This window comes from Erwinia sp. JUb26 (assembly GCF_003751505.1).
Lineage (GTDB): Bacteria > Pseudomonadota > Gammaproteobacteria > Enterobacterales > Enterobacteriaceae > Erwinia.
This window is the reverse complement of the sequence record NZ_RJVB01000002.1, coordinates 413,427-426,104: the sequence shown is the minus strand read 5'-3', so window position 1 is coordinate 426,104 and position 12,678 is coordinate 413,427. Positions and strand designations below refer to the sequence as shown.

At 60.4% G+C, this 12,678-nt stretch carries 9 protein-coding genes; all 9 read left to right on the top strand.

Going from position 1 to position 12,678, the window contains the following annotated elements; all coding sequences use genetic code 11:
• The first annotated feature begins 40 nt into the window (after positions 1-40).
• The 9 genes from pqqB (at position 41) to EC836_RS06995 (ending at position 11,967) form a co-directional block, all read left to right on the top strand.
• Positions 41-952 carry a pyrroloquinoline quinone biosynthesis protein PqqB gene (gene pqqB / locus EC836_RS07035; RefSeq protein ID WP_123331495.1) on the top strand — a complete coding sequence of 304 codons (912 nt, stop codon included), beginning with the start codon at positions 41-43 and terminating at the stop codon, positions 950-952.
• The gene (pqqC, locus tag EC836_RS07030; RefSeq protein ID WP_105592566.1) at positions 949-1,704 is read left to right on the top strand and encodes a pyrroloquinoline-quinone synthase PqqC; all 756 of its coding nucleotides are present in this window, start codon (positions 949-951) and stop codon (positions 1,702-1,704) included. Before pqqB ends, pqqC begins: the two co-directional genes overlap by 4 nt.
• A complete protein-coding gene (gene pqqD, locus EC836_RS07025) occupies positions 1,701-1,982 on the top strand; it encodes a pyrroloquinoline quinone biosynthesis peptide chaperone PqqD (RefSeq protein WP_123331493.1) in 282 nt (93 codons plus the stop codon). The genes pqqC and pqqD overlap by 4 nt, the downstream gene beginning before the upstream one ends.
• On the top strand, positions 1,969-3,117 hold the full coding sequence (gene pqqE / locus EC836_RS07020; protein ID WP_123331491.1) for a pyrroloquinoline quinone biosynthesis protein PqqE: 1,149 nt from the start codon (positions 1,969-1,971) through the stop codon (positions 3,115-3,117). Before pqqD ends, pqqE begins: the two co-directional genes overlap by 14 nt.
• Positions 3,118-3,120: 3 nt before the next feature.
• Positions 3,121-5,733, top strand: a complete 2,613-nt coding sequence (locus EC836_RS07015) for an insulinase family protein (protein ID WP_123331489.1) — start codon at positions 3,121-3,123, stop codon at positions 5,731-5,733.
• A 129-nt stretch (positions 5,734-5,862) separates the two neighbouring features.
• Positions 5,863-6,810, top strand: coding sequence for a ChaN family lipoprotein (locus tag EC836_RS07010; protein ID WP_233599153.1), 948 nt, complete (start codon positions 5,863-5,865; stop codon positions 6,808-6,810).
• Positions 6,810-7,610 (top strand): energy transducer TonB, encoded by an 801-nt coding sequence (locus EC836_RS07005; protein WP_123331486.1) that lies wholly within the window; start codon positions 6,810-6,812, stop codon positions 7,608-7,610. Before EC836_RS07010 ends, EC836_RS07005 begins: the two co-directional genes overlap by 1 nt.
• 17 nt (positions 7,611-7,627) lie before the next feature.
• Positions 7,628-9,748 (top strand): S9 family peptidase, encoded by a 2,121-nt coding sequence (locus tag EC836_RS07000; RefSeq protein ID WP_123331484.1) that lies wholly within the window; start codon positions 7,628-7,630, stop codon positions 9,746-9,748.
• Positions 9,745-11,967 (top strand): TonB-dependent receptor domain-containing protein, encoded by a 2,223-nt coding sequence (locus tag EC836_RS06995; protein ID WP_123331482.1) that lies wholly within the window; start codon positions 9,745-9,747, stop codon positions 11,965-11,967. Before EC836_RS07000 ends, EC836_RS06995 begins: the two co-directional genes overlap by 4 nt.
• Positions 11,968-12,678 lie beyond the last annotated feature (711 nt).

Below are 12,678 nucleotides of genomic sequence, written 5' to 3'. Positions count from 1 at the left end.
GTGTTCCGCGGGCATTTTTTCCCTTTTTCCCGGTTTACCCATGAAAATCAAAGTGCTTGGCTCTGCGGCGGGCGGTGGATTTCCGCAGTGGAACTGTAACTGCCGCAACTGCCAGGGCGTGCGCGACGGCAGCATCCCTGCCACGCGGCGTACCCAATCTTCAATCGCGGTCAGCGATAACGGTACCGACTGGGTGCTGTGCAACGCCTCGCCGGATATTTGCCATCAGATTGCCGCTAATCCCGAACTGAATAAGCACGGCGTGCTGCGCGGCACGGCGATCGGCTCAATTATCCTCACCGACAGCCAGATAGACCACTGCACCGGTTTACTGAACCTGCGTGAAGGCTGCCCGCATCAGGTGTGGTGTACGCCGGAAGTGCACGACGATCTGACCAGCGGTTTCCCGATCTTTACCATGCTGTCCCACTGGAACGGCGGCCTGGTGCATCACCCCATCCAGCCCGCAGAGCCGTTTTCGGTCGCGGTCTGCCCGGCGCTGCGCTTTACCGCCATCCCGATCCTTAGCAACGCGCCGCCGTACTCGCCGTATCGCGGGCGGCCGCTGCCCGGCCATAACATCGCGCTGATGATTGAGAACACCACCACCGGCAGCAAGCTGCTGTACGCCCCGGGGCTGGGCGAGCCGGATGCCGGACTGCTGGATCTGATGAAGCAGGCCGACTGCCTGCTGATCGACGGCACGCTGTGGCAGGATAACGAGCTGGCCAACACCGGAGTAGGACGCAATACCGGGCGTGATATGGGCCATCTGGCGCTGGGCGAAGAGCAGGGGCTGATGGCGTTGCTCAGCAACCTGCCTGCCCGCCGCAAGATCCTGATCCATATTAACAACACCAATCCGATCCTCGATGAATCCTCGGCGGAGCGCCATGCGCTGACGCAGCGCGGCATTGAGGTCAGCTTTGACGGAATGAGTATCGACCTATGAGCCAGCCAGCACTGATGACCCCCGAGCAGTTTGAACAGGCGCTGCGCGCACGTGGTGCCTACTACCATATTCATCACCCGTACCATATCGCCATGCACAACGGCGAGGCGACGCGCGAGCAGATCCAGGGCTGGGTGGCGAACCGCTTTTACTACCAGACCAATATCCCGCTGAAAGACGCGGCGATTATGGCCAACTGCCCGGACGCGCAGACCCGCCGCAAATGGGTACAGCGTATTCTGGACCACGACGGCTACGGCGACAGCGACGGCGGCATCGAAGCCTGGCTGCGTCTGGGTGAAGCGGTCGGGCTGGATCGTGATGTGCTGCTCTCCGAACAGATGGTGCTGCCGGGCGTGCGCTTTGCCGTGGATGCCTACGTGAACTTTGCCCGTCGCGCGGTCTGGCAGGAAGCCGCGTGTAGCTCGCTGACCGAGCTGTTTGCGCCGCAAATCCACCAGTCGCGCCTCGACAGCTGGCCGCAGCACTACACCTGGATTGAAGAAGAGGGCTACGGCTATTTCCGTGGTCGTCTGAGCCAGGCGCGCCGTGACGTTGAGCACGGTCTTGAGCTGGCGCTGGAATACTGCAACACCGTGGAGAAACAGCAGCGCATGCTGGAGATCCTGCAGTTCAAACTGGATATTCTGTGGACCATGCTGGACGCCATGACCATGGCCTACGCCCTGGATCGTCCGCCGTATCATACCGTTACCGACCAGCCCGTCTGGCATAAAGGAAAACTGCTGTGAGCAACCCGCAAACTATTCCGATGTTCCGCCGCGGCTACCGCCTGCAGTGGGAAGAAGTGCAGAACTGCCATGTGATCCTTTACCCGGAAGGCATGGCCAAGCTGAACGACAGTGCTACGGCGATCCTTGAGCTGGTAGACGGTAAGCGCACGCTGGCCGACATCATTCAGGTATTAAACGATCGCTTCCCGGAAGCGGGCGGCGTGGATAACGATGTACAGGATTTCTTCGCCCAGGCGAGGGAACAGAAGTGGATAATATTACGTGACCCAGCCTGAAAATAAGGTCAACCCGCCGCTGTGGCTGCTGGCCGAACTGACCTACCGCTGCCCGCTGCAGTGCCCGTACTGCTCGAACCCGCTGGACTTTGCCCAGCAGGAAAAAGAGCTGACCACCGAGCAGTGGATTGAAGTCTTTAAGCAGGCCCGGGCGATGGGCGCCGTGCAGATCGGTTTCTCCGGCGGCGAGCCGCTGGTGCGCAAAGATCTGCCGGAGCTGATCCGTGCGGCGCGTGATTTAGGTTTTTACACCAACCTGATCACCTCGGGGATTGGCCTGACGCAGAAAAAGATCGATTCCTTCGCGGAAGCGGGCCTCGACCATATTCAGATCAGCTTCCAGGCCAGCGACGAGACGCTGAACGCCGCGCTGGCCGGATCGAAGAAGGCCTTCCAGCAGAAGCTGGAGATGGCGCGCGCGGTGAAGGCGCACGGCTACCCGATGGTGCTGAACTTCGTGCTGCATCGCCATAATATCGACCAGATCGACCGCATTATCGAACTGTGCATCGAGCTGGAAGCGGATGACGTGGAGTTGGCGACCTGTCAGTTCTACGGCTGGGCGCAGCTGAACCGCGAGGGACTGCTGCCGACCCGCGATCAGATCGAACGGGCCGAAGCGGTGGTTGCCCGCTATCGCGAGAAGATGTCCGCCAGCGATAATCTGACCAACCTGCTGTTCGTCACCCCGGATTACTACGAAGAACGTCCGAAAGGCTGTATGGGCGGCTGGGGCGCCATCTTCCTGAGCGTGACCCCGGAAGGCACCGCGCTGCCGTGCCACAGTGCGCGCCAGCTGCCGGTACAGTTCCCGTCCGTGCTGGAGCAGAGCCTGCAGGATATCTGGTTTAACTCTTTCGGCTTTAACCGCTATCGCGGCTTCGACTGGATGCCGGAACCCTGCCGATCCTGCTCGGAGAAAGAGAAGGACTTCGGCGGCTGCCGCTGCCAGGCGTTTATGCTGACCGGCAACGCGGACAATGCCGATCCGGTGTGCAGCAAGTCTGAGCATCATCATAAAATCCTCGCCGCCCGCGAGCAGGCCGACTGCACCACGATGCGCGTTGACCAGCTGCAGTTCCGCAACCGCGCCAACTCCGAGCGGGTTAATTCCCAGCTGATTTTCAAAGTCTGACCGATGACGGTTCACCCGCGCCAGCTCAGCAATGGTCTTCAGGTCCGCATTATTACGGACTCGCAGGCCTGCTGCGCCTCGGCGCTGTTTCAGGTTGGCGTTGGCAGCCTGCACGAGCCCGCTGCCTGGCCCGGGCTGGCCCATCTGCTGGAGCACGTGCTGTTTGCCGGTAGCGCCGCTTTTCAGGATGACGAGCGCCTGATGATGTGGATGCAGGCGCAGGGCGGGCGGCTGAACGCCACCACCCTGGCTGACAGCACGGCCTTCTTCTTTGAGTGCCCGCCTGCGCGACTGGCCGACGGGCTTTCGCGGCTGACCGATATGCTGGTGGCCCCCCTGCTGGCGGAAAGCGCTATCCGCCAGGAAACGGCGGCGATTGATGCGGAGTATCGTCTGCTGAGCGGCCATCAGGACACGCTGGCGGACGCGGCGCTGAGCGCGGCATTTGCTGCCCATCCGTGGCAGCGGTTCCATGTCGGTGACGAGGTGCATTTTGGCACGGACCCGGCGGCACTGCGCGAGGCGCTGCGGCACTTTCATCGGCGGGCTTATCACGCCGCGAATACCACGCTGTGGCTCCATGGCCCGCAGTCTGCTGATGAGCTGTGGCAGCTGGCGGAACGGGCCGGGCTGCGTTTTGCGGATGAAGCTCTGGCGGAGATATCATCGGAACAGACTGCGGCATCATCGCCATCCCCGGCTCCGCTGCCGCATACTGCATCACGACCTGTTCCGCTGCCAGCGACATCGTTACCCGCGCTATCTTCACAGCCCGTTCAGACCGATTCGCCGCCGATGCCGCGGAGCCAGACGGTGCCATCAACGACCGCTTTACCCGCGCAAATTTCAAACGTTCGCATTCCGCTGCTGGAACTGACAGTGCAGCGGGACTATGTCTTGCCGCGCCCGGACGGCGAACGGCTGCGGCTCTCCTTCCTGCTGAGTGGGGACTTCAGCGAAGAGCTGACCCTGCTGCGCCAGCTGCTGCGTGATGAGGCCGAAGGCAGCCTGATGGCCGCGCTGCGGGCCGAAGGGCTGTGCGACGAACTGCGCGTGCTGCGGCCCTACATCAGTGCTGAGCAACAGGTGCTGAGCATTGAGCTGACGCTGGTCGAACCGCAGCACGCGGCAGTGGCGGAAGGGCTGTTTCATCACTGGCTGCGGCGGCTGGCGGGGTTGAGCGACGGGCAGCTCCAGCACTATGCTGCTCTGGCGGTGCGGGAGTTTAACCGGCTGCCGGTCATGGACCGGCTGCGCGAACGGGCGTTTGGCTTTGCGCCGCCGGAAGCGTGGCCACTGCGCTGGCAGCCGCTGCTGGCGCAGCTTGTAGCGGAAAATTTGACCCGGCTGCGCAGCGGCGAGCAGGGAACTGAGTCGCGAAGCCCGGATGGTAAACGAATAAACAGGTACCGGCTGGTGCAGGGTTTCAGTCTGCCTCTGGCAGCGGAGCAGCTGGATAAGACAGCGCTACCCGCCGTGATACCCACACTGGATTTCTTCCCGCGCCCGCAGCCGGTCACCGCAGCGGAAAGCCTTTCCGCTGCGCTGCCGCTGCCGCATCACAATCCCGATGGCGGGCAGGCGGTGCTGCTGCTCAGCCCGGCTGCGGTTGTGCCGCTGCCCTGGGGACAGATTATGCAGGCCGCGCTGCGTGCGCTGGCCGGGAGCTGCGCCCACGGCAACGGCGAGCTGAAGCTGGAGTGCCATCAGGGGCTGTGGCTGATCCAGCTGAGCGGCCCTCCCGAGCTGATGATGGCCACGCTTTCCTCGCTGACGGCGCGGCTGGCGGCCTTGCCCGCCGGGGCCATCGAGCAGGGTGAACGGGAATATCAGCGACAGCAGTGCGCTCAGCAGGGCGATATTGCGGTGCGTGCGCTGATTAATGCGCTGCCGCCGCTGTGGCAGAACGCCAGCCCTTCGCCGTCCACGTCGCCGCTGCCCGCGATGCCCTGGCTGGCGAGCCTGTATGGCGGCAGTCGCGATCTGCATCAGCACATCGCCATGCAGCTTTCGCGCTTCCCCGGCGCGGTTAATTCGCCGGCTGAGGCACCGCGCACGCTGCCTCTACCGCAGCGGGAATATACCGTTGCCACCGACAGCCGGGATGCCGCCGTCGTGCTGTTCTGCCCGATAACCGCGATGACCCCGCAGGCCGTGGCCGCGTGGCGATGCCTGGCGCTGATCTTCCAGCCCGCGTTTTTCCAGCAGCTCAGAGTTGAGCAGAATATCGGTTACGTGGTCAGCTGCCGGTTATGGCAGGTGGCCGGGCAGTCGGGGATCCTGTTCTGCCTGCAGTCGCCAGGGCTGACGCATGATGACCTGTGGCAGGCGATCGAGGCGTTTTTGCAGCGAATGATAACGTCACTTGCAACCATCACGACGGAGCAGCTGGCTGAGTATCGTCGGGTGCTGCTGGATTCACTCAATCCCCATAATGACGATCCGCTGACGGCCAGCCGCGAGCGGTGGCTGCAGCAACAGGATCCGGCCCCCGTGCTGACGGCGGAGGCGGTAGAGCAGCTGTCGCTGGCCGATCTGCAGTATCACCATCAGCAGCTTTTGCGGCAGAGCCAACTCGGCTGGCGGGTGAGCAACCGGAAAAACGCCACCGTCTGAACCCCGACGGCATCAGCATTTTCACATCCAATCATCATTGCTAGCATTCCTGCTAATTTTTTGCGGTCGAACGCTAAAAATTAATAATAAGAATGATAGTAATATTGATATTCATTATCAAAAAGAATAATGTCTCATTTTCGCCGCGCCGTGGCTTTTCTGGGGAGTCTTCGCGAAGAAGACTGGCACAACGTTATATCAATGATGATGAAAACAAAATTAGCCGCTAGCGTGCTGCTGCTCTCTCTTGCCTCATTACTGACCGCCTGCCAGCAGCCGAAAACGGCTTCGCCGCAGGTGGCGTCTGTGTCTGAGTTTGCGTTAGCCTCAACGATTAAGGCGCTGGATACCTCGCGTACACTGACGCCGCAGGCGCTGCTGGATGCGCTCAGCCCGGCGCAAATGGTGATCGTTGGTGAAGAGCACAGCGACGCGCGGCATCACCAGGCCGAACAGTGGCTGATTGAGCAGCTGGCAAAGAAGCGCCCGCAGGGCAGCGTGCTGATGGAGATGATTAATAACGATCAGCAGGCCGCGGTCAGCGAGCTACAGAAGGGACTGAAATCCGATCCGTATATTCGCGAGCAGCGCATTCAGGAGCTGCTGCAGTGGCGCACCGGCTGGCCGTGGCCGCTGTATCGCGGCGTGGTGATGTCCGCGCTGCACGGTAAAGCTCCGCTGCTCGCCGCCAACCTCAGCCGCCCGCAGGTTGAGGCACTCTATGCCGATCCGCAGTTCCCGGCCGGTGAGCACGCGTCTCAGCCTGAAGTTCGTAATACGCTGGCTTCGGTGATTATGGCCATGCACGGCGGAAAAATGGCACCTGAGCAGCTGAAATCGATGCTGTCGGTGCAGCAGAATCGTGACCGCTTTATGGCCCAGCAGCTGATGAACGCGCCGCGCCCGGCGTTGCTGATTGCTGGTGGCTATCATGCGGCGAAAAGTCTTGGCGTGCCGCTCCATTTGCAGGATCTCAACGCGCCGCGCCCGCAGGTGCTGATTCTGGCGGCCAGCGGCACCGAAGTGACGCCCGATCAGGCTGACTATGTCTGGTATATCCCGGCGTCGGGTCAGTAATGAGTACGATGTTCCACAGCGAAGCACAGCAGGTTCCGCAGCCGTGGGGGCGGGGAACGCTGCTCAGCATGGCGGCACACGGCATTATTGTCCTGCTGGCGATCGTCACCTTCGAAAAGCAGCACGTCACCGTTAACTCTCCCCCTGCGGTGATGCTGGAGTTTGCGCCGGAAGTTCAAGCCGAAAAGGTGCCGCTGGATATGCCGATTGGCGTTAACCAGCAGCGACGGGTTGAGGCCTCCCGCGCGCAGGTGACCCCGGAGAAGACGGAAACGCATCGCGCGGTAACCGCCGATGACGGCGAGCTGGCGCTGAAAAAACCGAACACGCCGGTACCGAAACCGGTGAAAAAGCAGAATGTGCATAAAGAAAACCGGCTGAACCAGCAGGCGGTGGAAGGGAACGCCACCCTGAACAGCCGGGCTGCGCCGCTGCCTTCCCAGAAGCCGGCGGCCAGAACTGCCGCGCCGGTGGAGAGTAATTCCGAACAGATGGACCGGGTGCGGCTGAGCTGGGAGGGGCTGGCTATGGGCATACTCAACCGGGTGAAGCAGTTCCCGACCGAGGCACGCCGCCGCGAGCGGGAAGGGGTGGCAACGGTGACCTTTACCGTCAGCGCCGGTGGCGAGATTAGCGGCAGCAGGCTGGACCGCTCTTCCGGCACCATTGCCCTCGACCGCGAGGCGCTGGCAATGCTGGAGCGCGCCAGTCCGCTGCCGCCGCCGCCCGCCGAACTGCTGGTGGCAGGACGGTATACGGTAACCATGCCGATAAGTTTTTCCTTAAAAAATAAAAACTGACTGAGAGTCCTTTAAAAATGAATCGCCTTTGGGGTCTGGCGATCGGCATCCTGTCGATCGCACACGTAGCTATTGCCGAAAATCAGCCGGCTACGCCGGTTGCACAAAGCCAGCCGTTTACCGATGTGACGCACGACGACAGTCGCCAGGATAATTACCACTGGCTGCGCGATACCACGCGAAAAAATAAAGCGGTGCTGGATTACCTCAACGCTGAAAACCAGTACACCGCCGCAATCGGCAAAGCGTGGCAGCCGTTGACCCGCCAGCTCTACAAAGAGATGAGCGCGCGCCAGGCGCAGGATAACTACGCTCAGCCCTGGCAGAATCACGGTTATACCTATCAGAGCCGTTTCCCCGAGGGAGCCGATTATCCGCTGCTGATGCGTAAGCAGGGCGACGGCGAGTGGCAGCCGGTGGTGGATGCGAACCAGCGCAGCCGGGGACATGCGTATTACGCTATCTCCCGCTATGCCGTCAGCGAAGATAACCGCTACCTCGCTATCGCTGAAGACACGCGCGGCGAGGGGCAGAATCAAATTGCGATTCTGGATATGCAGCAGCAGCGCTGGCTGCCGGATACCCTTGCAGAGACCTCCGGCGATATGGTCTTCAGCCGCGACGGCAGCGCGATTTTTTACGTGCTGAACCACCCGCAGACCCTGACGCCGTATCGGGTGATGCAGCATATGCTCGGCTCCGGTACGGCGGATCGTCAGGTCTATCAGGAAGACGATGACAGCCTCTACACCGGTATTTCCCGCTCGTCTTCCGGCGAGTATCTGATTATCACCCTGAGCGGTAACGACACGTCGGAAGCCCGGGTGTTGTCGCTCAGCATTCCACAGGCCGAACCCAAAACCATCCGCGCCAGAGTGAAAGGTCAGGAATATTACGTTGACCACAACAACGGCCAGTTTTACGCGCGCAGTAACAGCTGGGATAAAAATTTTGGGCTGTATGCCTTCGGTTATCCCGAAGAGAAATGGCATACCGTTGTCGCGCCGCAGTCGGATCGCGAACTGGAGAACTTCTTCCTCTTCGACCGCTGGCTGGTGATTGCCCGGCGCAGCGACGGGCAGACCCATTTTGCCAGACTGACCCTGGCCGACGGCAAGTGGCAGGATCTGACCTTCCCCGATAATAGCTATATGGCGCGCCCCGGCAGCAACGGCGATGCGGCAGCGAGTACCTTCAACTACCTCTACTCCTCGCTGGATAAGCCGCTCGGCTATTACCAGTGGGATCTCAACGACGGCCAGCAGCGGCTGGTCCATCAGAAACAGGTGCCGGGCGTTGATTTAAGCCTGTACCGCAGCGAGTTTGTTAACCTGCCCGCGCGTGATGGCGAGTCCATCCCGGTGTCGCTGGTCTATCGCAAGGATCTGTTCCGTAAAGGGGAAAATCCGCTGCTGACCTACGGCTACGGTGCCTACGGCATCAGTCTGGATGCGGCCTTTAGCGCCCCGCGCGTCAGCCTGCTGGATCGCGGGTTTGTCTTCGCACTGGTTCACGTGCGCGGCGGCGGCGAGAAGGGAGTTAACTGGTATCTCAACGGTAAAAAAGAGCATAAGCCGAACAGCTTCAATGACTTTATCGATGCCTCCCGTGGGCTGGTTGAAAAGGGCTACGGCAGCCCCGATCGGCTCTACGGCATGGGCGGCAGCGCCGGTGGCCTGCTGCTCGCTGCGGCGGTGAATCAGGTGCCGGATCTGTTTAAGGCGGTGGTGTTACAGGTGCCGTTTGTCGACGTGCTGAACAGCATGCTGGACAAGACGCTGCCGCTGACCCAGCAGGAGTATGAGGAGTGGGGCAATCCGAACGATCCGCTCGCTTATCGGCAGATCAAGGCCTGGAGCCCTTACGATAACCTCAGCCCTCGCGCCTATCCGAATATGCTGGTGACCAGCGGGCTGTACGACTCGCGCGTTCCCTACTGGGAAGCCGCCAAATACGTCGCGCTCCTGCGTACCGTTAATCGCAATCCTGCCTCAAAAATCCTGCTGACCACCAATATGCAGGCAGGCCACGGCGGCCACGCAGGGCGCTACTCCCGCCTTGAAGACTCCGCGCAGGCATTCAGTTTCTTGATTCACCTTGATAACAAAAATAGCCAGACACCAGGAGCACCGCGTTGAAATATTACTCTTTTGCTAACCTCGCGTTAGCCAGTTGCCTTGTTATACCTGCCGTTGCCAGCGCCGAGGGGGAAAAGGGCAGCACCGTCTTCTCCACGCTCAGCGTGTCGGACAGCAATCATAAAAAGCAGGCCGATGATGTGGGGTCATCGGCCGAAACCTTCTCCACTCCCGGCGCGGTCAGCTCGCGGTCTGCCGATAAAAAGCTGCAAAGCCTGGACAATACCCTGCGCGGTATTCCCGGCACCTTCACTCAGCTTGATCCGCTGCAGAGCGGGGTGAGCGTTAACATTCGTGGGATGAGCGGTCTGGGGCGCGTTAACACCATGGTTGATGGCGTAACGCAGACCTTTTACGGCATGGCACCGACCAACTATCACGGCGGCAGCAACAGTGCCGCCTCCGTGCTGATCGACCCTAACTTTATCGCCGGGATTGATATCACGCGCGGCAACAGCGCCGGCTCTCAGGGGGTAAACGCCCTGATGGGCAGCGCCGGCATCCGCACTATCGGCGTGGACGATGTGGTGCAGGAAGGGCGTCAGGTCGGCGTGCTGAGCCGCTTCTCCGTGGGGGATAACGGCATGGGCCGTAGCGGCATGGTGTCGGTAGCCGGTAAAACGGAAGAGTTCGGTAACGGCGGCCAGCTCGGCGCGCTGGTGGGGATGAGCGGAACCACCACCTATGCCACCTATAAAAACGGCGCGGGGGAGAGCAGCAAAGACTTTATCGGCAGCGACACCGACTACATGAAGCAGAACCCGCAGTCGCAGCTGTACAAGCTGGATTTCAGTCCGGACCGCTACAATAAGTTCGAGTTTAACGGGCGCAATTACAGCAACACCTTTACCCGCCGTGATATCACCAGCGACGACTACTCGCTACGCTATAAGTTTAACCCGCTCTCCGAGCTGGTGGGCGTCAACCTGTTACTCAGCAGCAGCCGCTCCAATCAGAATTACGTGCCGGAAGCGTTCTGGAATTTCCCCAGCTCCTCCAGCACCAATAAATCCAACGCGGTGGATTTGAGTAACACCAGCCGCTTCTCGCTGGATGATTACGACTTCACTTTCCTGCTGGGCAGCAAGGTGATGAAAACCGATTACACCCGCCAGTACACGCAGGGTAGCGCCACCGATCGTAATGCGTTTGCCCCGGCTGGTAAGCAGAAGATCGAGTCGCTCTATACCGGTCTGACGATCAATAAAGATATTTATCAGCTCGATCTGAACCTGAATTACACCCGCAGCAAGGTGAATGGCCGCAAGCCTGCCTGTTCCGATAAGGAAAAATGCTTCCCGCAGGGTGAGGCGGAACTGGATCTTGACGATAAAGCCTTCAACCCGTCGGTAATGCTGTCTGCGCAGGTGACGCCGTGGCTGCAGCCGTTTGTCAGCTACAGCCATTCGTCCCGTGCGCCAAACGTGCAGGAGGTGTTCTTTGCTAACGAGGGCGGCGCTTCGATGAATCCGTTCCTCAAGCCGGAAAAAGCGGAAACCTGGCAGGCCGGGGCCAACGTGAATCTGGAAGGGCTGGTGGTGGAGAAAGATAAGCTGATGCTGAAAGCGCTGGTTTATCAGACCCGCACCAAAGACTACATCAGCAGCGAAACATTCTACCTGTGCTACGACGGTTCGCTGTGCAAGGATGTTGATAATTCAGATGCCGGTTTTAACGCCAGCGTTTATGTTAACTCGCTCTCTCCGGTGCAGTCGCGGGGCTATGAGGTGGAAGCGAACTATGATGCGGGCCTCGCCTATCTGAACCTCTCCTACAGCGAGCAGTACACCAACCAGCCGACCTCGATTGCCAGTACGTCAAATCTGTATGCCTACGACGATCTGGCCGATCTGCCGCGCCGCTATATTACGGCCGATTTGGGGGTGCGCCTGCTGGATGAGAAGCTGACTATCGGTAGCCTGATCAAATACACCGGCAGGTCTAAGCGCCTCGATCCTAACTTCTGGGATCATGATGATGTTTCCTTTGCGAGGAAGAACAGCATGCCGAAGATCCCGACGATTATCGATCTCTACAGCAGCTATCAGGTGACGGATAATTTGCAGCTGCGCCTGACGGTACAGAACGTGCAGAACAGGGATTATGCGGAAGCGCTGAACCGGATGAACCAGGATTTGAGCACGGCGGCCGAGGGCGTGTCGGTGAATACGACTGCGCGTGGTCGTACATGGGTGTTCGGTGGGGAGTTCCGTTTCTGACGGGTTAGGCGTTAGCTTCTTCGCGGGTAGTCCGGTGTTCGGAGGCCAGCCTCTGCGGCTGCCGGGCGGTCCTCGCGTCGCGCTGTGGTCGATTCTTCCAGCATCGATGTTGTGCATGGGGACGGTTTTTCGCGGGTAGTCCGGTGTTCGGAGGCCAGCCTCTGCGGCTGCCGGGCGGTCCTTGCGTTGCTCTGTGGTCGATTCTTTCAGTATCAATGTCGTGCATGGGGACGGTTTTTCGCTGGTAGTCCGATGTTCGGAGGCCAGCCTCTGCGGCTGCCGGGCGGTCCTTGCGTTGCTCTGTGGTCGATTCTTTCAGTATCGATGTCGTGCATGGGGACGGTTTTTCGCTGATAGTCCGATGTTCGGAGGCCAGCCTCTGTGGCTGCCGGGCGGTCCTCGCGTCGCGCTGTGCGCGATGCCTTCGGTTACAGCTTCGTGCCTTCCGGACCGGCCCGGAGCGGGCGTCCTGCCCGCGCCAGGCCTGACGCCAACGTCCTGTTGGCGTCTCCTGGCCCGTAGCTTCCACCTCAGCGCTGCGGATTACCCGGCAGCCGCAGAGGCTGGCCTCCTTTTACGTTTCATGCTCGCTTTTAACTGCCTGAATGCCTGAATGCCTGAATGCCTGAATGCCTGAATGCCTGAATGCCTGAATGCCTGAATGCCCGATGGCTGAATTGCTGAGCTGCTATAACTATGGTTTTAGGCGTC